The sequence below is a fragment of the Roseovarius sp. THAF8 genome, from assembly GCF_009363735.1.
In the GTDB taxonomy this organism is placed as follows: Bacteria; Pseudomonadota; Alphaproteobacteria; order Rhodobacterales; family Rhodobacteraceae; genus Roseovarius.
In genome coordinates, this window is record NZ_CP045410.1 from 2,450,634 (window position 1) to 2,469,550 (window position 18,917).

The window sequence follows — 18,917 nt, forward strand, 5'->3', positions numbered from 1 at the left end:
CACCAGCGCCGTGCGAGCGTCGATAGGCATGCAGATGAGACCTACATTCGCGTCGGTGGCAAGTGGCGGTATCTGTGGCGCGCCATTGATGCGAAGGGACAGATGCACCCTGGAACTACTAGCGCAACAGCCCCCTCGGTCATTGAATGAACTCCCTGAGGTTACGGTAGGCAATCGTAAAGAATCTTGGCGAGATGGGCGGCTCGTTCCCCGATGATGGAACGTGTTTTTGAATCAGGCTGAAAGAGGTGATTGCAGACGTAGCCAAAGCCGATTCCGGTATCCGGGTCAGCATCGCATTCGAGGTCAGCTCGGTGCCGTTGTCGCTGACCACCATGCAAGGGTAGCCGCGCAGTTCTGCGATACGGTCCAGCTCGCGGGCGACACGTGCACCGCCGATTGATGTGTCGACGACAGCTGCCAGGCATTCCCGGGTGAAGTCGTCAATGACGTTCAGCACCCGGAACCTGCGACCGTCCTCAAGCGCGTCGGACATGAAGTCGAGTGACCACCGCTGGTTCGGTCCCTGCGGTATCGCCATCGGCGTTCTGGTGCCCACCGCACGCTTGCGACCGCCCCGTTTACGAACGGTTAACCCTTCTTCGCGGTAGACACGATAGAGCTTCTTCCAATTGAGCTCCCAGCCTTCGCGCCTTAGCAGAATATGCAGCCGACGATACCCGAACCGCCGCCGTTCAGAAGCCAGTTCCTTCATCCGAGCGCGCAGCTCTGTGTCCTGCGGTCGCTTCGTCTTGCGCCGATACACACGCGGTTCGATCCCGGCCAGCGCACAGGCGCGTCGCTGATTGTAGCCCTTGGTCTTCATAGCCCAGTCCACGGCATTCCTCCTCGAACCGGGCTTCAGAAGTTTTTTCCGAGCATCTCTTTCAGGGTGGCAACGTCGAGCATCTGCTCCGCCAGCATCTTCTTCAGCTTCGCGTTCTCAGCCTCCAATGCCTTCAGACGCCGGGCGTCAGACACCTCCATGCCGCCATACCTCGACCGCCACTTGTAGAACGTGGCGTCGCTGATCCCGTGCTTGCGACACAGCTCCTTCGCACCGAAACCAGCCTGGTGCTCCTTCAGGATGCCTATGATCTGCTCTTCGCTGAAACGGCTTCTCTTCATCATCTGTCTCCTTCGTTGGAGAACAGGCTAACCTTAAATCGAGGACTTTTCAGAGGAGCAGGTCAGTGTAAACTTTATCGTATCCACCAAAGAAAATTTCCCTACAAGGATTGTAAGAGAAGTCGTTAGTGAAACGCCAATTATCTTTTGGGATGCTGAATGCTAAGGTCATAGCGCACCATGAATTTCTGACTATTTTACTCGGAAAATATTCGGTCAGCAAGGGTGTTTGTTGACTCACGCAGCGCGGTCGGTCTGGAACCGCATCCCGGACAAGGTGCGCGAGGATGTCGTCGGTTTTGCGCTGGAGTACGAAGACCTGACGCCCTGGAAACTGGCGGTCAAATACACCGAGGAGCAGCGCTGCTTCATCTCGGAATCTTCCGTGTACCGCATCCTCGGCCCCGAAGAACTGATCACCGCCCCGGCTCACGTGGTGATCCGGGTTGCCCCCTCTCGGCAGATTGCTTTGCAATTGCCTGCCGGGCAATGGATGAGTTCCGCGACAAGACCAGCCGGCCGAACGAGATGTGGCAGACCGACTTCACCTATCTTGAGGTGATCGGCTGGGGCTAGTTTTACCTCAGTACGATCCTCGACGACTACAGCCGCTACATCATCGCCTGGAAGCTCTGCAAGACGATGAAGGCCGGTGACGTGACCGACACGCTGTAACTGGCGCTGGACGCTTCGGGTTGCAGCCACGCGATCGTGATGTACAAGCCGAGGCTGCTCAGCGATAACGGCGCATCCTGTGTAGCGGCCGAACTGGCAGAATACCTCGACGGGAAAGGCATGGATCACGTCCGTGGTGCCCCGTAACATCCCCAAACGCAGGGCAAGATCAAGCGCTGGCACCAGACCATGAAGAACCGGGTTCTGCTGGAAAACTACGTCCTACCCGGCGACCTGGAACGCCAGATTGGCGCCTTCGTCGACCACGACAACAACCTCCGCTATCATGAGAGCCTGGCAAATCAGACCCCAGCCGACGTCTACCACAGTCGCGGCGCGAAGATCCTGAAGATGAGAGAGGAGATCAAGAAGCAGACAATCCGACAACGACGGTTGTAGCACCAAGCCGCAGCTGCATAAACTCAAACAGCAACCGAACCAGAGCCTCCGTTAAAAAACGGCCCGCGAAGCCCGAAACAGCCTGACGACGGACACTCTCGGCAATGCCCTCACGGCGGCAAAGCACGGCGATGCTATCTTCGCCCCGAAGACCGGCCAAGACGATCCTGATCTTCTCGTCGGCCGAGTACTGCTTGCGGGTCTTTCGTTTGATGCCCCTGACCAGCCTGTCAGCGGCGTCTTTCGATGTTCCGGATTTCCTGTTCCTCTTCGCGCCATAATGGCTTCGATTAACCAGAAATCCTCCGTTGCTCAAACCCCTAAATCTGTTCGGTGGGGGCTGACGTTAGACAGATGGCTGATTTCGGCACGGTGTTGAGGCCTTTGTGCGACCAGTGATGCAGGCCGGGCGCGACCTCTCGCTTCGCAGCGCTGGGAATGCCCGCCGGGCAGCGGGCATTCCGTTCAGTCTGGTTCAGGCGGTCAGCCTGCGCAGTCTTGCAGTGCAGCCACGTCCGGACCGTTGGGTGTGCGCCCGAGGTTGAACGGCGCGGAGGCATCGCGCCACTGGGCGTAGTCCTCCAGGTACTGGACCATGCTGAGATAGACCTTGGCCGAGTTCGGGTTCTCGCACGCGGTTTCGACGATGACCTCGTTGGCCATCTCCTGGACTTTCTCCAGGGTCGCGTCGTCGTAGCGGTTGATCTCAACCGCGTCGTCGAATTTGGCATAGGCTTCGGTTGCACGCTTTTCGGTGAAGGCCAGCGACCACAGCAGGGTGGCGTCCGCCGCGATCTGCAGTTTCTCCTGGGTCTCGGGGCTAAGCGCGTCCCAGGCCGACTTGTTGATCATCACGCCGAAGACCGAGGCAGACTGGTGCCAACCGGGCGTCGCCCAGTACTGGGTCACCTGTTGAAAGCCGCCGGACCAATCGACGTTGGGTGTCGAGAATTCAGCACCGTCGATCACGCCGCGCTCGAGCGACTGGTAGATTTCGCCACCGGCCATCGAAACCTGGTTGCCGCCCAGACGCTCCAGCAGTTTGCCCTGCTCGAGGCCGGAAAGCCGCAGACGCTTGCCTTGCAGGTCTTCCAGCGTGACGATCGGCTCGTTGGTACGGAAGCCGGATTCGTTGTTGGTCACGCCGTAGGGCAGGTAGACCATGTTAAACTGGCCGTAGATCTCGTTATAGAGCTCGGCGCCACCCCATTGCTGGATCCAGTTCACGTAGTCCACCGCGTTGAACAGGCTGGGCGTGGTGGCCAGCGGAGAGAATGCCGCATCGCGGCCCGCCCAGTAGCCCGGCCAGTCGGCGCCGGCCTGAATCGTTCCCGATTCCACCGCGCCGAACACCTCGCCCGACGGCACAAGCGCGCCGCCGTCGAAGAACTCGATCGTCAGTTCCCCTTGGGTCAGCTTGTTGGCGAGATCGACAAAATGCTTGTCGGTCTCTATCAGTTCCAGGGAGGACGGCCAGGTGGTGGTCATCGTCCAGTTTTCCTGCGCCGTGGCCTGTCCGGCCAGCGCCGTCGCGACTGCGGCCGCAAGTGCGAATGCCTTGGTAGTCATGGTATCTCCCTTTTCCATGGTTTGGTTTACTGAGTGTAAATGACGTCGGGCAGCCACGTGACCAGTGCCGGGAACACGGCCACCAGCAAGCACATCACGACGATCAGGGCGATGAACGGCAAGACGCCGCTGATGATCGAGCCGGTGCGAAGCTCCGGTGGCGCAATGGCCCTGAGGTAGAACAGCGCATATCCGAATGGCGGGGTCAGGAACGAGGTCTGCAGAACGACCGCCATCAGGACGACGAACCAAAGCAGGTTCACATCGGGCATTTCCTGGATGATCGGCAGAAAGATCGGAAAGGACAGAAGCACGATCCCGGTCCAGTCGAGGAATGCGCCAAGGATGAACACGATCACCATCATCATGGTGATCAGCATCCAGGGTTCCATGTCGAGGGTGCGAATGATCTCCTGCGTCGCGCGCAAGCCGCCGGTGATGTTGAAGACGCCGGTGAACGCCGTCGCCCCGACTACGATGAACAGGATCATTGCAGAGGTACGCCCGGTTTCAAGCATCGCGCCGTAGAAGCTGCCAAGCTGGAACCGGCCCCGCGCGATCACGATGAGAAGGGCCAGGGCGGCACCGATTGCCGACGCCTCGGTCGCCGTGGCGATCCCCGCCAGAAGCGAGCCGAGGATGCCGAAGATCAGGACCAGAGGCGGCAGCGCCTCGACCAGCAGCATCCGCAGAAGGGTCGAGCGCTCGACCTTCTCGTCGGACTCTACCGCCGGGGCGAGATCCGGTCGTAGGACGGAAATGATATAGACGTAGACCGCATAGCTCAGCCCGAGAAGGACCCCGGGAACCATGGAGCCTGCGAACAGCTCGCCAACGGAAAGGGGCGAATAGCTGGCCATGAGGATGAGCATGATAGACGGCGGAATGAGGATGCCGAGACAGCCCGAGGCGGCAATAACCCCGGCTGTCAGCGAAGGCGCATAGCCGTATTGAAGCATCGGACGCAGGGCCATGACGCCCATCACCGTGATCGAGGCCCCGATGATGCCCGTCGTGGCGGCCAGAAGAATCGAGATGAAAACGACCGCCAAGGCAAGCCCGCCCCGGACCTGGCTGAGCAGCAGGCGCAGGGTTTCGAACATTCGGTCCGTCACGCCGGAATCCGAAAGAAACCGAGCCATCAGGACGAACAGCGGAATGGCGATAAGCGTGTAGTTGTCCAGGACATCACCGAAAATGCGGTTGATGACGATGCCCAGAACCATGGGCTTGCCGGCTATGATCGCAGTCAGCACGGCCGTCCCGCCCAGTACGAAAGCCAGAGGATGACCAAGGAACAGGCCCGCCAGCAGCAGGCCGAACATCAATACCGCGATGTACTCGGGATTCATTGATGGCCCTCCTGCCGGTCGAACATGATCTTGAGGACTTCCGAGATGCCCTGCAGCAACAAGAGGCCTGCCGCTGCGCACATCGCCAGCTTCAGCGGATAAACCGGCATCTGGATGGCGCCATATGTAACTTCTCCCTGCGCGAAAGAGCGCATCGCAAACTCCCACGAGCGGGTCAGAAAGACCCAGGCGAACGGGAAGAAAAAGACAACGTAGCCCACAAGGCTGATGATGCGTTGCGCACCGTGGCCAAACCGTTCCGTCAGGATATCGACCCGGACATGCGCGTTGTGCCGCAAGGCGTAGCCCCCAAGCAGAACGAAGTAGAAGCCGAACAACTGTTTCGAGACATCGAAGGCCCAGCGGGTCGGTTCGCTGAACACGTAGCGCAAAACCACGTCGTAGATGATGATTGCGGCGAAGACGATGGCCAGAACCGAAACGATCCTCCCGACGATTTCATTCAAGCTATCAATGGCACGCACCAAGAACACAGAATTGTCTCCTCCCGAGTGATCCGCGAATGTCATGGTGCCTGGAAACCATGATCCCCGTGTCGGGTCAGACCATCGGATAAACCACATAGAAGTGCAAGCAATCGCGTCAAGTTATATAAGATCATGTTTTCACTTCAAAAATCTTATTGGCCTTGCGCCGCAATGGCTTTGGCCAGCAAGGCGCACAGGTTGTCACCTGGGGAGTCGCGCCTGTCGAGGGGCGCCGGCCGCGGCGGGCAGAGATCAGAATTCAGTGATCACCGTGGCGCCGACGCCGGGAAAGCTGTCCATTTCCGTGAGGGCATCGATGGAGGCTTCGAGCGTGATGAGATCGCCGATCAGTTTTTCCGGGTTCAAGACGCCCGATTGGATCATTGCCAGCATCGCGTCATAGCGGTGTGCCTGCATGCCGTGACTGCCCAGGATTTCCAGCTCGTCGCCGATGACCCGGGCCATGGGGGCGGCGGGCGTGGCCTGATCCGCCAGAAGCAACCCGACCTGCACGTGCCGTCCGCGCTTCCTCAGGTTCATGACGGAGTTGAAGAAGGTCGTGGGATGGCCGAGCGCGTCGAGCGAAACATGCGCGCCGCCGCCGCTGATGTCGCGGACGGCGCTCACCACATCCTGAACCTTGGTGGCATTGACGGTGTGGGTCGCGCCGCAAGCCTTGGCCTGCGACAGTTTCTCGTCCGAAATGTCGATGGCAACGGTTTGCGCGCCGATCGCGCGCGCGATCATCAATGCGGACAGCCCGACGCCGCCGCATCCATGCACCGCAACCCATTCGCCCGCACGCGTGCGTCCCTGGTCGACGACCGCGCGAAAGGCTGTCGCGAAACGGCATCCCAGGCTCGCCGCGGTCTCGAAGGACAGGGTATCGGGCAGGGCGACGAGGTTCAGATCGGCCTGGGCAATGGCAACGTACTGAGCGAACGAGCCCCAATGAGTGAACCCCGGCTGGAACTGTTGGTGGCAGACCTGCTGGTGGCCCGCATGGCATTCGGGGCAAGCGCCGCAACCGCCGACGAAGGGAACAGTCACCCGGTCTCCTACCTTCCAGCGGGTGACGTCAGGCCCGGTGGCGGCGACGCGCCCTGCAAGTTCATGGCCGGGCACATGCGGCAGGACGATATCGGGATCATGGCCCATCCAGCCGTGCCAATCGCTGCGGCAGACGCCGGTTGCGCCGACCTCGATCACCACGCCTTTCGCGTCGGGTTCCGGGTCCGGAACCGTCACGATTTCCGGTCGCGCCCCGAAGGCCTCGAACATCACGGCTTTCATGCTGTTTTCCCTTCTGCGCAGGAGTGATCTATACTCGCGGTCTAGCAGCTCGCATTCGCCTGCAACAGCCGATATAGACATCTTCGATGCCACGTTTTTCCGCCAACCTGGGGTTCCTGTGGACGGGTCTGGACCTGCCGCGAGCGGTTCATGCCGCGGCGAAGGCCGGGTTCGACGCGGTCGAGTGCCATTGGCCCCATGAGACGCCGCCCAAGAGCCTGCGTGCTGCGCTGGATGCCACTGGGTTGCCGCTCCTGGGGCTGAATACAACGCGCGGCGACCACGAGAAGGGCGATTTCGGTCTAACCGCCATTCCCGGCCGCGAGGCCGAGGCGCGCGACGCGATCGACGCGGCCCTGGACTACGCCGAGATCGCAGGCGCCGAGTCCGTTCATGTCATGGCGGGCACGGCAGAGGGTCGGGCGGCGGAAAAGACGTTTCGTGACAACCTGGAATATGCATGTGATCGGGCACGCGACCGAATGATCCTGATCGAGCCGATCAACCCGTTCGACGCCCCGGGCTATTTTCTTCAATCGCCGGACCACGCGCGGCGTGTGATTGCGGATGTGCACGCGCCGAACCTCCGGATGATGTTCGATTGCTACCACGTGGGCAGGCTCGGACAGGATGTTCTGATGCAGTTGAACGACGTGCTCGAGCATGTCGGACACATCCAAGTGGCCGCGGTGCCCGACCGCGGCCCGCCTGACCATGGCACGCTCGACTACGCGGCGCTGTTCCGTGAGATAGATGCGCTGGGCTGGCAGCGTCCGCTTGGCGCGGAATACAAGCCGGAGGGCGAAACGGAGGCGACCCTTGGCTGGCTGGCCCGCACCAAGGGGCTGTAACATCTCATCATACCAGGCGGCTCGCCCATGACAGGTGACAGAACGCGGCGTATTATGGATGCAATCAGCGAGGATGAAATGATGCCCGGAACGCCCAAGCGGACCATGTCGCGACGGACCGTCATTGGCGCGGGCCTGATTACGGCGGCCGCTGTCGGCGCGGGATACCGCGTTGCGTCACATCAGCGCTTCGACGGGTCGGAGCTTTCCGTACGAGACGCCTTCGAAGCGGCACGGGCCGGAGATGTCGTTCTGGTCGACATTCGCACGCCCGAGGAATGGCGTCAGACCGGCGTCGGGCAGGGCGCGCACCCGATTGACATGCGCCGCAGCGATTTTATTGCAGCTCTCGACCGTTTGACGGGCGCGCGGAAACACGCGCCGATCGCCTTGATCTGTGCACGCGGTGTGCGGTCCGCCAGGTTGGCAAGCGCCCTGGTGAATGCAGGTTACACGAATATCGTGAACGTGCCGGAAGGTATGCTCGGCTCCCGCGCCGGGCCCGGTTGGATTGCCAGCGGACTTCCGGTCACGAGCTACGACGGGTAAGCCGCGCTATTCCGCGGCCTGTTGACTCGATGCCTTGCCCTCCAGCGCCAGTTTCAGTTCCGCGCGGTAATGCCGCGCCGCCTGCGTGATCGGCGGTTCGCGCCACAGTTCCTTTGTGCCCATCCACTTGGACACTAGACCTTTCAGCGACACGCCACTCAGCGCCGAAAGCGGCACTGCAAGCAAGAGGCTGACGGCGATCGGAAGCAGCCAGAGCGACACCACACCGGCCGCCATGCCCGCCACCAGAAGTACACCGCTGACCGTTTCCAGGGCATGGCAGATCACCAGAGTACCAAGACCATAGCGACCGCCTTCGCGTTGCTGTGGGCTCCACCCGCTTTGCAGGCCGAAGACGGTACGGAACACGGCGATCATCTGCTGCACCATAAGGATCGGGGCATAGGCCACCGAAAGCGCCAGTTCCGAGAGGAACGACAGGGCGAAGCGCCAGGTGCCGCCATACTCGGCGAAGCGCGAGCGGGTCAAAGGTACCACGAGAATCCCCAAAAGCTTGGGCGCCAGCAGGAGTGAGTACATCAGCGCGATGATCAGCACGTGCCGCGCCTCGGTCATCTCGGGCCAGGTCGGCATCAGCGGGTTGTCGGGGCGGAAATAGGTCAGCACGGACTTGTCGCCGCCTTGCCCCATCAAAGCCCACATGACCAACAGAGCGAACCAGATCGGCGAGGCGAGATAGCTCATCGCGCCATGGAACATGTGAAAGCGCGAGGCGGTGCGCAGCCCGCGCGTAGACAAGAGGCGCAAGTGTTGCAGGTTGCCCTGGCACCAGCGGCGGTCGCGCTGGATATGGTCGATCAGCGTCGGAGGAGTTTCCTCGTACGAACCACGGATGCGCGGCAGCACCCGCACGCCCCAGCCGGCGCGGCGCAGCAGGCCCGCCTCGACGAAATCATGGCTCATGATCAGTTGATCGCGCCCGGTGAAGGACCGCAGATGCGGCAAGCCCGCGCTGGCCGCAAAGGCCTCGGTTCGAATGATCGCGTTATGACCCCAGTAGTTGCCTTCCTGCCCGGTCCAGCGCGCCAGGCCTTCGGCGAGGGCGGTTCCGTACACGCCATTGGCGAATTGCTGCATCCGGGAAAACACGGTGTTGGCGCCGATAAGCTGCGGACAGCTTTGGATCAATCCTGCGCCGGGATCTTGCGCCAACGCGTCGGTCAGCCGACCGATGGCGCGACCGGACATCAGGCTGTCCGCGTCGAGAACCAGCATCGCGGGCCAGTCCGCGCCCCAGTTCTGCACCCAGTCCGTGATGTTGCCGACCTTACGATCAGTGTTTTCAGCCCTGCGCCGGTAGTAAATCTTCAGCCCCGGCGACAGCGTGGCCTGCAACGCGCGGATACTGTCCTGTTCCGCCTCGGCAATCGCGTCGTCGCGCGTGTCGCTGAGGATGAACATGGCAAAGTCGTGCGGGCCGCCGCGCGCGCGCAACTCTTCAAGCATGGACCGCGCGTTGCCCAGAACGTACCACGGCACCTCGTTGTAGATCGGCATCAACAGCGCAACCTTGAGCGGCCGGGGATGGCCCGGTCGCTTCAGCGCCTGGGTCAGGGACCCCAGGCCCAGCGTCACGGTCGTCACCGTCAGGCAAAGCCAAAAGACATTGAACGACATGAGGCCCAGAAGCGTCGCTTCGATCAGCGTCAGACCGGCATCTCCGAGCCAGTCCCACATGATCCAGATAAATCCGATTGTCGCGAAAATCGCGGGTATGAAGACGACGCAGCGCCACAGCGTAACGTTTTCCCCGGGCTGGGCGGGGGGCGCCTTGGGGTCGGCATAGATCGCGTCAAGGTCCTGTTCAGGCATCTCCAGGGGCGCACGCGGCGGCATTATCCGAAGATCGTTCATTATGCAGTCCACCTGTAAAGCCACACTTCGGAGGCGTTTTGCCCGTCCTTGCGCAATTGAGCGCGCAACTCGACGTGCCGCCGTTCGCCCGGTTCGAAGTTGAACGCGAGGCGAAGCCCGCCTGTCGACGGGTTGCGTTGCAGAACGCCCTCACTGACCTCGACATGCGGTGAAAACGTATGAACGTCGATCGCATCCGGTCCTTCGTCAAATAGGGGGCTGTCCTCGAAATCAATGACGACGACGCGGCCTTCGGCGAAGGCCCGCTTACCCATCGCGGTATTCAGAACCCTTGGAAGATCGCGATGCACCGGGGCGTCGGCGCTCCAGGTCAACCGATAGGCCAGGTCAACCTGCGACCCTGCCGTCATCGGATTTGCAGGCCGCCAATAGGCCACGATGTTGTCGTAGATCTCTTCTTCGGTCGGGATCTCTACCAGGGTGACGGCACCGGGCCCCCAGTCGCCCTTCGGTTCGACCCAAAGACCGGGCCTGTTGTGGTAAAGCGCTTCGAGGTCCGCGAAATCGGACAGCTTGCGCGCCCTCTGCATCAGCCCGAAACCGCGCGGGTTCGTGTCGCCGAAGCTGGACACCTGAAGCTGCAAGGGGTTGGCGAGGGGCCGCCAGATCATCTCTCCATTGCCGTTCAGCATCAGCAGCCCGTCGGTGTCGTGCACGGCGGGGCGGAAATCGTCAAAGCGGCTGCGGTTGGTCTGGTCGTAGAGGAACATGGACGTCAACGGCCCAACGCCGACATTGTTCAATTCGACACGCGGAAAAAGCGTGGCCTCGACTTCCATCACGCTGGCCGGTCCGGGCGTGATATCGAAACGATAGGCGCCCGACACGCTGGGGCTGTCCATCAGCGCATGTACGACCATGTTTGCCTGGTCCGGTCCGGGCGCTTCCAGCCAGAACTGGATGAACTCGGGGAATTCCTCGCCTTCGGGGTCGGCCGTGTTCACCGCCAGGCCACGACCGGACAATCCGTAGGTCTGCCCGATGCCGATGGCTCGGAAGTAGCTGGCGCCCTGAAAGACGCAGAACTCGGTCTTGTACTCGGGGTGCCCCAAGTCGGTGCGCAGGCGGATGCCGGAAAACCCCAGGCTTTCGCCCGTCTTGGTCAGGTCCGGCACCAGCTCGCCCTTGTCGAACATCGCAAGGTCGAACGGCACCGGGTGCGCCATACCGTCTTCGACCGTGAAGACCTTGACGGCGCGCGGGAAATAAAGGCCCGGCGCGAAGAAATCTATGTTGTAGGACCGACCCGTGTCCGCCCAGAGCGCATGGTCGCGGGGAAAGCGGATGTCGCGATACTGATCGTAGGTCAGGGCGCGCCAATCCTCGGGCACCGTTTCACGCGGTGTGTAATCCTGCTGCGACCTCTGGCGCGCCAGCTCGATCACCATCTCGCGGCTGAATGGCACGGGTTCGTCGGTGGCGGCAGCTTGACGTGCCGCGACGGGCCACAGGGCCGACGCCGCAACTCCGCCCAGAAGCTGGCGACGCGAAAACGAGAGAAGTCGGTTCATATCGGCGACCTTGTGGGTTTGCGGGGTTTCCACGGCGTCGACTTGAACCACGCCGCCGTGTAGGCGCAGGCAACGAGCAAGCCGAAACCAACCAGATTGATGAACGCATTGGTCCAGGGGTTGCGGACAAGATCATCTCCGTCCAGCGTCGACGTCTCGTCGAGCCACACCCCCAGGAACCGGGCGAGCAGCATCGAGAACACGAACACGGCAAGCGATTGCTGGCCGACCTTCATGATGATGTTGTTGACCACCCAGGACCAAACCTGACCGACCCGCAGGTACTTGCCGCCTTCGCCGACGGCGACCCATCCCAGATAGCCAAGCGCAAGCATGTGCAGATAGCGAAACAAGCCGAACTCCGTCTTGCTGCGCAGGACGCCGAAGTCGCGGTAAGTATCCCATTGCCAACTGCGGATCGTATCCGCCCACCAGGCCGGCTGCCAGTCGTAGGCGCGCATCCCGACGGATGAAAAGACGAAGGAAAAAAGCACATACGCAAGCGCGATGCCGATCAGGGTCATGTTGACCGGCGGGCGCGGCAACCAGCCGATCATCAAGGCAAACCCGGTGAAGAAACACAGCTGCCAGCCGAACGGGTTGAAGAACCACGGGCGTTCATCCTGGCCCTCCGGAAACCAGAGCTGTGCGGGAAGTTGCAGCGGCGTGACATCCGTGTCGCTGAAAAGCTCGAGCATCTCGACATTCGCGGTGCACCAGATCAGGACGCTTGCGCCCAGAACTGCCATCGGGTGCAGACGCGACAGGGCCATCATGAACGGGATCATCGCAAGGATTGCGAGGTACATCGGCAGGATGTCGAAGTAGTTGGGCACATAGGTCAGCGTCATGAGGCCGATCATGTTGCCTTCGATGTTGTCCAGGAACGGCGGCAGGTTCAGCTGACTTACGTAGTCGCGCAGGGTAAAGCCCAGATACGGCAGCGCCAACATGCAGGTCAGGACGACGAAGAAAAGACCTATGTGGGCCCAGTAGACCTGCCAGACGCGAAAGGCGATCCGGGCGCTTCCCAGCGCCAGCCCCTTGGTCTGGAACAATTTGCCGAAGGCGATGGCCGACGCCATACCAGAGCAGAACACGAACATCTCGGTCGCGTCGGAAAACCCCCAGCGTGCCGGGATCCACTTTGTCCAAAGGTTGCCAGGGGTGTGCGCCAGAAGGATGATGAACATCGCTATGCCGCGGAAGAAGTCCAGCCGCGGGTCACGCACCGTGGCCGCAGGTGTCGCACTGACAGCTGGGGCCTCGACAGTTTCTTGATAATCGGATGATGGCGAAATTGCCGCCATGGCTTTGGTCTTTCTGTTCTGATCCGGGAATCGATTTTGGTCTATTCGGCCGGTACGGAGGTTGAGTCATACGCAGTTCGGCCTGACGCGATAAGCGCGCGACGGTTGGCGGCGTATCCGTCTTCGCGCCCCGCGCGCTTGGATTGACGATCATCTAGGATTGCTTCCGCCTGATCCAAGTACCCGGCGCGGATTCCGGCATCTATTGTCATGCGTTCGAACACGTCGCGCTGGGCATGGCTGCCTCCGGCGCGGTGCATCCCGTCGCGGGCCTGGGCGAGATTGGCAAACGCCTCGTCGAACCGCGCCTCGCCGAAAGCCTCAAGCCCCTGTGCCGCGGCCATGCCCGGGTCGCTCATGCGGCTGCCCATCTCGCAATTCGACTTGGCGTCCTTCGCGATACGTTGCACCAGGCGTGCGGTTGCGTCGGGTTTCCTGTCGCCGGTCAGGGCCATCAGGTAATGCAGATCGGCGAAAATCAGGCAGCCATCCTCTGTCCGGGTCGCGCAGATATCGGACAGCTCTTCCCACCTGTCGCCGACATTCACGCCTTCCAGTTCCAACCGCATCAACAGAGACGTCGCATTCGAGATGTCGCGGTAATCGTCCGTCTGATCGTTGCGTATCTGGGTGTCATAGAGATCGAGCACCGTATCCAACTGCCCGAGGTCGAGATGCATCAAGGCCTTGTGCCACCACACATGGTACCGAAAGTTGTTGCAATGCGACCAGGCAGCCTCGCGCCCCGTCAACCAGTCGAGCCCTTTTCGGGAATTCGCAGTCATATCGTGAACATGGGCCACCGCGTGCAGGCCCCAGGCGTCGTCCGGCGCCATCCAGAGCGCCTGTCGTCCCGCGATCTCGGCCTTTTCGTAGTCGCCGGTTTCCTCAAGCGCGAAGGCATGACAGCCCAGCAGGTAACCCCGGGCGGCATGGTCGGTGCCGTAGGCGGGCAAGACCCGCTCGATCGAGCGCCGCATCCCGGCGGCGTCGCCAAGTACGAAGCGCACCGCGTGGCTGAGTTTCATCGCCAAGGCGTCCTGGGGATGGGTCTGCAGGATATCTTCGAAAAGCGCCACAGCGCCACTGGGGCTGCCGTCCAGCCAGGCGCCCAGCGCATCGACATACTTGCGCTCCCGGGCGGTGGCGTCGTTCTGGGCAAGCTCGCCCCGTGCGGTCACGTAGCTGTCCGTCGCGGTTTCAAGCATTTCCCGCCGGCCCAACAGAACGTAGAACAGACCTTTCAGCGCGTGGGCGTGCGCAAAGCCTGGCTCGACCTCCAGAACCTTCCCAAGGTGTTCGGGCGTCACGGCGGCATGGGCGAGGAAGCCCAGCATCGTGTCGTTCCACGCGAGCAACGCCTTTTCGTTAATCAGGCTGGTCGGAGTTCCGAAGATATCGAATTTCATTGCCACTTCCGTTGTTGCCGCGAGTCCAACCCGCTGCACTTGCTTAACAAAAAGGTAAGTCAGTCACATAACGGTATCGGTTGCGCTAACGTATTGGTGAAGCTTCGTGTAGAGTGTCTGATGGGCCCATGCGGAATTTCGCCTAAAAAACGAACCATTCGGCGGATTTACCCCGAAAGGTGGGTCTTGGCGCCGGATTCTTCAGCAAATGTTACACGGCAAAGGTGCCGAAGCGCCTAGATTCGGCCGTCATAGCCCCCCGGCTCGATCTCGGCAGCGATCACGCTGAACGTATCGCAGTGCAGCGCCGCTTGAAGAGCCGTGCGCAATTCGGCTCGTGTGCGCACCGTATGGCCCGCCCCGCCAAACGCGCGGCCCATCGCCGCGAAATCGTGTCGCGCGAAGTCGACACCCTTGTTGGCCAACTGCCGCTGGCGCTGCTTCAGCTCGATCAGCGCCAGGCTTGCATCCACGAAAACAAGAAAGATGGGCGTCAGTCGCAGTTCGGCGGCGGTTGCCAGTTCCCCGGCAACCATAAGAAATCCGGCATCGCCGGAAAAGCTGACGACAGGTCTGTTGGGCTCGGCAATCTTCAGGCCCATCGCCATCGGAACGGCGCACCCCATGGTGCAAAGCGCCGAGGACTGGATCAGTCCGCGCGGCTCTGTGCAGCGCCACATCTGGCTGAGAAGGATGCGATGCGCGCCGCTATCGGCGGTGGCCAGGGTGTCGTCGGGCATCACTGCGCGGGTTTCGGCGATGACACCGGCAGGGCCCCATTCGTCGGTGTCCGGGAAGGCGCTGGCCAGGGCCTTTCGCGCAGCCGCGGGTTCGTCGTCGGGCCAGGTCGTGCCGACGGGCGTGCCCTGGGCCAGCATCTCCAGCGTCTCGCCGGTATGCCCGACGAAGTTCAACGAGGCCTGGTGCATGTAATGCGTGTTCGGCACGGCGGCGATGTCGATCACCGTCTGGCGGGCGGGATCAAAGGCGTTGCGCCAGCCCGTGCGCATCTCGATCGGGTCGTACCCGATACAGAGCACAAGGTCGGCCTTTGCGATCAACGGCAGCAGGTGCGTGTCCGCAAGCGGCGACAGGCCCGCACCGCCAAGGCAAAGCGGGTGGTCCTCGGGCAGCACGCCCTTTGCCTTGTAGGTCGTGACGAAAGGTATGCCGAACTGTTCCAGAAACGCGCGCAGGACGGTGTGCGACCCGTCTTGCAGGACATCGAGACCGACCACGGCGATAGGGCGGGATGCCGTGGCAAGCGCCTCGCGGGCACGGGCCGCGTCGGCGCCGGAGGGCGCGGCCGGCGACGCTGGCACACGCACCGGACGCGGCGCGTCGGCGGGTACCTGGGTGTCCGCCACGCTGATCGGGACGTCGATATGCACCGGGCCGCAGCGCGGCTCGGTCGCGAGGGCGACGGCCTTGTCGGCGATGATACCGGCGCCTGCGGCGGTCAGCTCGAACGTGGCCTTTGTGATGGGCCGGAAGACCGCGCGATGATCGAGGATCTGGTGGGTATAGGTCAGTGCCTCGTCGGCATCGACACAGCCGGAAAGCACGATCATCGGCACGCGATCCTGCTCTGCGTTGGCGACCACGTTGACCCCGTTCATCGCGCCGGGCCCGACGGTGGCCACCAGGATTGCGGGTGCGCCGTCGCGGTGATGCACGGCTTCGGCAATGAACCCACCGGCATTCTCGTGCTTGACCAGGGTGAAACGAATACCGGCCTTTTCCAGCGCGTCGACGAGCGTCAGCACTTCGCCCCCGGGCATACCGAACGCATGGCGGCACCCGGCCTGATACAGGCGCTGGGCCAGGACGTCGGCGGCGCGTAGCGGTGAGTTGGTCATGGTCTGTCCCCGAGGTCTGTCGTCGTTGACACGGACCCTAGCCACATTCGCAACACCGTGTCCCGCTGCTTTTGCGCAAATTGCATCACAGCTGCGTCAGTCTTTCCCGTTTGCAAAAGAAAACGGCCCCCGCGATGTCGGAGGCCGTTCTTGGGAGCATCAAGAGATGTCAGTCTTCGATCATTTCCGCCGATTTGACGATAACCTCGGCCTGCTTGATCGAGGCGATGTCGATCAGGCGGCCCTTGTAGGTGGTGGCGCCCAGGCCCTTTTTCTTGGCTTCTTCCATGGCCTCGAGGATCTCGCGCGCCTCGGTGACGGCTTCCTCGGTCGGGGTGAAGATCTCGTTGCACGCCTCGACCTGGCTGGGGTGGATCGCCCATTTACCGACCATGCCCTGCGTCAGCACGCGCAGCGCCTGCGCGCGGAAGCCTTCGGGGTCGGAAAAATCGCCGAACGGGCCGTCGACGGGCAACAGGCCGTGGGTGCGGCAGCAGGCGACGATCTTGGCGGTGGCCCAGTGCCACGGATCGACCCAGTAATTCTCGCCCTTGCGGTGCATGTAGTAGTTTTCCTGCGTGCCGCCGATGCCTGTGGTCTGCATACCCATGTAGGCGGCGAAGTCGGCGGCGCCGAGGCTCATCGCCTCCATCCGGGGGCTGCCTTGCGCGATATCCTCGACGTGGCAGATGCCCATCGCGGTTTCGATGATGCATTCGAACGCGATGCGCTTCTTGTGGCCCATGGCCATCTCGATCGAGCTGACCAGCGCGTCGACGGCGTAGATATCATCGCCCGAACCGGCCTTTGGGATCATGATCATGTCGAGACGACCGTTGGTCTGTTCCAGCAGGTCGACCACATCCTTGTACCAGTACTGGGTGTCGAGGCCGTTGATGCGCACGCTGAGGGTCTTCTTGCCCCAGTCGATGTCGTTGATCGCCTCGATCGCGTTCTTGCGGGCCTGGTCCTTGTCCGACGGCGCGACGGCATCTTCGAGGTCGAGGTTGACGACGTCGGCCTTGGACTTGGCCATCTTCTCGAACAGGCTGGTGTTCGAGGCCGGTCCGAAGAGTTGGCAACGGTTGGGACGCGCGGGCGCCGGAGGTTGCGGGCGGAAACTCATATTGTGATCCTTTGGTCAGATTGTTGCGAAACCACGTCGCAGACCAGCTATAAAATTGCGCGGACAATGGCAAGCAGATGACAACGACCTGCATGCGTCGCAAACGCGCGGTCACGGCATCGCCCACCGATTAGCATGGCCGCATGAGACGCGCGTTGGTGGAAAACTGGGCCCTATTCATGGGCATGACGATGCTGATGGTGGCGAACGGGCTGCTGGTGACGTTGCTGACCATTCGCGGGGCGGGAATCGGGTTCTCGGATTTTTCCATCGCGATGATGCAGGCCTGCTATCCCTTGGGGGCGCTGGCCGGGACGATCATCACGCCGCGACTGATCGAGAAGGTGGGCCATATCCGCGTGTTTTCGGCGCTGGCCTCGATGGTGTCCGTGGCCGCGATTGCACATCTTCTGACCAGTGATCCGGTCAGCTGGAGTGTCATGCGCCTGTTGGCGGGGTTCTGTTTTCCGGGTCTCTACGTGATTACCGAAAGCTGGTTGAACGCCAAGGCCGAGAACCGGCTTCGGGCGCAGATCTTGTCGGTCTATTTCATCATCCAGACGGCCGGACCGGCGCTGGGCACAGCCATGGTGGCCTTGCCGGACCCGACGGGAAACATGCTTTTCGGGTTGGCCTCGATCCTGCTGTCGGTGGGGTTCGTGCCGCTGCTCCTGTCGAACAATCGCGCCCCGGAGTACACCGCGCCCGAACGGATGCCGGTGGCCAGACTTTACCGTGTGTCGCCGATGGCGGTGCTGGGAATCGTGATCATGGGTGCGGGCGTGGTTTCGTGGTTCATCGCTCTGCCGCTCTATGCCTTGCGCAGCGGGTTTTCCGACGCGCAAGCGTCGGGGGCGCTCGTTGTCGCGATGATCGTGGCGGCGTTCGTGCAATATCCGGTCGGCTGGATTGCGGACCACGTGGACCGGCGCTTCGTGGTCATGGGGTTGGCCTTGGTCACCGCGGCGGCGGCGCTTTGGATGGCGGTGGATACGGCGCCCTCGCGGATCGTGCTGGGCTTTTCGGTGATCGCGGCGGTGTCCTTGCCGGTGTATTCCGTGCTGGCGGCGCACGCCAATGACCACCTGAGCCCCGGGCAGATCGTGGCCGCAAGCGGAACGATGGCGTTTCTGCTGCAACTGGGACAATTTGGTGGCATGTTGGTGGGTCCGAACCTGATTTCGATGATCGACGGGCGGGGACTGCAACTGTTTATCCTGGCGACAAGCCTTGTGGTCGCCGCAATCGCGGTTGTCCGCAGGGTTTCGTCCGAGCCGCCGGAAGAAACCGGGTCGGTGCAGGCGATGGGCGTGCTCGGGGTGCCGCAACCGGGCCTGTTGCAGGCCGAGGCCGTGTCGGAGGAAATGGAAGAGAGGGCGGAGGCGCCCGACCCTCCGGCGCAAGAATCTGCTGAAAAATTCGCAAGATGACAGGGAATCTTGCCGCTGTTCCCTGGAGGCTCGTCAATTCGGTATGAATTTTCGGGGAACTCGGTGCACCAT

Annotated in this window: 14 protein-coding genes and 3 pseudogenes; 5 read left to right on the forward strand and 12 right to left on the reverse strand. The window is 61.9% G+C overall.

Going from position 1 to position 18,917, the window contains the following annotated elements; genetic code table 11:
- Positions 1 to 45: 45 nt before the first annotated feature.
- The gene (locus tag FIU85_RS22340; RefSeq protein ID WP_254703055.1) at positions 46 to 150 is read left to right on the forward strand and encodes a hypothetical protein; all 105 of its coding nucleotides are present in this window, start codon (positions 46 to 48) and stop codon (positions 148 to 150) included.
- A 139-nt stretch (positions 151 to 289) separates the two neighbouring features.
- Here the strand turns inward: FIU85_RS22340 and FIU85_RS11985 are convergent.
- Positions 290 to 1,128: pseudogene (locus FIU85_RS11985) on the reverse strand (IS3 family transposase); the annotation flags it as partial.
- Between the two features lie 253 nt (positions 1,129 to 1,381).
- On the opposite strand from FIU85_RS11985, the pseudogene FIU85_RS22345 reads away from it, so the two are divergent.
- A pseudogene (locus tag FIU85_RS22345) lies at positions 1,382 to 2,202 on the forward strand (DDE-type integrase/transposase/recombinase); the annotation flags it as partial.
- 91 nt (positions 2,203 to 2,293) lie between these two features.
- Here FIU85_RS22345 and FIU85_RS22350 read toward each other — a convergent pair.
- The 5 genes and pseudogenes from FIU85_RS22350 to FIU85_RS12025 form a co-directional block, all read right to left on the reverse strand.
- Positions 2,294 to 2,428: pseudogene (locus tag FIU85_RS22350) on the reverse strand (IS3 family transposase); the annotation flags it as partial.
- 257 nt (positions 2,429 to 2,685) lie between these two features.
- Positions 2,686 to 3,771, reverse strand: a complete 1,086-nt coding sequence (gene dctP / locus FIU85_RS12010) for a TRAP transporter substrate-binding protein DctP (RefSeq protein ID WP_152494182.1) — start codon at positions 3,769 to 3,771, stop codon at positions 2,686 to 2,688.
- A gap of 26 nt (positions 3,772 to 3,797) precedes the next feature.
- Positions 3,798 to 5,123, reverse strand: a complete 1,326-nt coding sequence (locus FIU85_RS12015; RefSeq protein WP_172978877.1) for a TRAP transporter large permease subunit — start codon at positions 5,121 to 5,123, stop codon at positions 3,798 to 3,800.
- Positions 5,120 to 5,653 carry a TRAP transporter small permease subunit gene (locus tag FIU85_RS12020; RefSeq protein WP_152497049.1) on the reverse strand — a complete coding sequence of 178 codons (534 nt, stop codon included), beginning with the start codon at positions 5,651 to 5,653 and terminating at the stop codon, positions 5,120 to 5,122. Before FIU85_RS12020 ends, FIU85_RS12015 begins: the two co-directional genes overlap by 4 nt.
- 210 nt (positions 5,654 to 5,863) lie before the next feature.
- Positions 5,864 to 6,904, reverse strand: a complete 1,041-nt coding sequence (locus tag FIU85_RS12025) for a zinc-dependent alcohol dehydrogenase family protein (RefSeq protein ID WP_152498241.1) — start codon at positions 6,902 to 6,904, stop codon at positions 5,864 to 5,866.
- A gap of 86 nt (positions 6,905 to 6,990) precedes the next feature.
- Here FIU85_RS12025 and FIU85_RS12030 point away from each other — a divergent pair, with 86 nt between their 5' ends.
- Together FIU85_RS12030 and FIU85_RS12035 are read left to right on the forward strand one after the other, a co-directional pair.
- A complete protein-coding gene (locus FIU85_RS12030; RefSeq protein WP_152497050.1) occupies positions 6,991 to 7,755 on the forward strand; it encodes a hydroxypyruvate isomerase family protein in 765 nt (254 codons plus the stop codon).
- Between the two features lie 54 nt (positions 7,756 to 7,809).
- Complete coding sequence (locus tag FIU85_RS12035; RefSeq protein WP_254702888.1) at positions 7,810 to 8,304, forward strand: rhodanese-like domain-containing protein; 495 nt, start codon at positions 7,810 to 7,812, stop codon at positions 8,302 to 8,304.
- 6 nt (positions 8,305 to 8,310) lie between these two features.
- Here the strand turns inward: FIU85_RS12035 and mdoH are convergent, their stop codons facing one another.
- The 6 genes from mdoH to FIU85_RS12065 form a co-directional block, all read right to left on the reverse strand.
- Positions 8,311 to 10,161 carry a glucans biosynthesis glucosyltransferase MdoH gene (gene mdoH / locus FIU85_RS12040; protein WP_254702889.1) on the reverse strand — a complete coding sequence of 617 codons (1,851 nt, stop codon included), beginning with the start codon at positions 10,159 to 10,161 and terminating at the stop codon, positions 8,311 to 8,313.
- A 17-nt stretch (positions 10,162 to 10,178) separates the two neighbouring features.
- A complete protein-coding gene (locus FIU85_RS12045; protein ID WP_152497052.1) occupies positions 10,179 to 11,711 on the reverse strand; it encodes a glucan biosynthesis protein in 1,533 nt (510 codons plus the stop codon).
- Entirely contained in the window at positions 11,708 to 12,904 is a 1,197-nt protein-coding gene (locus FIU85_RS12050; protein WP_254702890.1) for an OpgC family protein, read from the reverse strand. The genes FIU85_RS12045 and FIU85_RS12050 overlap by 4 nt, the downstream gene beginning before the upstream one ends.
- 158 nt (positions 12,905 to 13,062) lie before the next feature.
- The gene (locus tag FIU85_RS12055) at positions 13,063 to 14,430 is read right to left on the reverse strand and encodes a tetratricopeptide repeat protein (protein WP_152497053.1); all 1,368 of its coding nucleotides are present in this window, start codon (positions 14,428 to 14,430) and stop codon (positions 13,063 to 13,065) included.
- Positions 14,431 to 14,666: 236 nt separating this feature from the next.
- Positions 14,667 to 16,289: a thiamine pyrophosphate-binding protein gene (locus tag FIU85_RS12060; RefSeq protein WP_152497054.1), complete on the reverse strand. Its 1,623-nt coding sequence runs from the start codon at positions 16,287 to 16,289 to the stop codon at positions 14,667 to 14,669.
- A gap of 169 nt (positions 16,290 to 16,458) precedes the next feature.
- Positions 16,459 to 17,415: a CoA ester lyase gene (locus FIU85_RS12065; protein WP_152494174.1), complete on the reverse strand. Its 957-nt coding sequence runs from the start codon at positions 17,413 to 17,415 to the stop codon at positions 16,459 to 16,461.
- A 143-nt stretch (positions 17,416 to 17,558) separates the two neighbouring features.
- Here FIU85_RS12065 and FIU85_RS12070 point away from each other — a divergent pair, with 143 nt between their 5' ends.
- Positions 17,559 to 18,845, forward strand: coding sequence for an MFS transporter (locus FIU85_RS12070; protein WP_152497055.1), 1,287 nt, complete (start codon positions 17,559 to 17,561; stop codon positions 18,843 to 18,845).
- The last annotated feature ends 72 nt before the right edge of the window (positions 18,846 to 18,917 follow it).

What these genes read in the sequence shown, in the direction of transcription:
- FIU85_RS12015 (WP_172978877.1), bottom strand. Translation starts at nt 5,123, where the DNA reads ATGAATCCCGAGTACATCGCGGTATTGATGTTCGGCCTGCTGCTGGCG.
- FIU85_RS12045 (WP_152497052.1), bottom strand. Translation starts at nt 11,711, where the DNA reads ATGAACCGACTTCTCTCGTTTTCGCGTCGCCAGCTTCTGGGCGGAGTT.
- FIU85_RS12050 (WP_254702890.1), bottom strand. Translation starts at nt 12,904, where the DNA reads ATGTTCATCATCCTTCTGGCGCACACCCCTGGCAACCTTTGGACAAAG.
- FIU85_RS12035 (WP_254702888.1), top strand. Translation starts at nt 7,810, where the DNA reads ATGGATGCAATCAGCGAGGATGAAATGATGCCCGGAACGCCCAAGCGG.
- FIU85_RS12065 (WP_152494174.1), bottom strand. Translation starts at nt 17,415, where the DNA reads ATGAGTTTCCGCCCGCAACCTCCGGCGCCCGCGCGTCCCAACCGTTGC.
- FIU85_RS12025 (WP_152498241.1), bottom strand. Translation starts at nt 6,904, where the DNA reads ATGAAAGCCGTGATGTTCGAGGCCTTCGGGGCGCGACCGGAAATCGTG.
- dctP (WP_152494182.1), bottom strand. Translation starts at nt 3,771, where the DNA reads ATGACTACCAAGGCATTCGCACTTGCGGCCGCAGTCGCGACGGCGCTG.
- mdoH (WP_254702889.1), bottom strand. Translation starts at nt 10,161, where the DNA reads ATGCCGCCGCGTGCGCCCCTGGAGATGCCTGAACAGGACCTTGACGCG.
- FIU85_RS12020 (WP_152497049.1), bottom strand. Translation starts at nt 5,653, where the DNA reads ATGACATTCGCGGATCACTCGGGAGGAGACAATTCTGTGTTCTTGGTG.
- FIU85_RS12055 (WP_152497053.1), bottom strand. Translation starts at nt 14,430, where the DNA reads ATGAAATTCGATATCTTCGGAACTCCGACCAGCCTGATTAACGAAAAG.
- FIU85_RS12070 (WP_152497055.1), top strand. Translation starts at nt 17,559, where the DNA reads ATGAGACGCGCGTTGGTGGAAAACTGGGCCCTATTCATGGGCATGACG.
- FIU85_RS12060 (WP_152497054.1), bottom strand. Translation starts at nt 16,289, where the DNA reads ATGACCAACTCACCGCTACGCGCCGCCGACGTCCTGGCCCAGCGCCTG.
- FIU85_RS12030 (WP_152497050.1), top strand. Translation starts at nt 6,991, where the DNA reads ATGCCACGTTTTTCCGCCAACCTGGGGTTCCTGTGGACGGGTCTGGAC.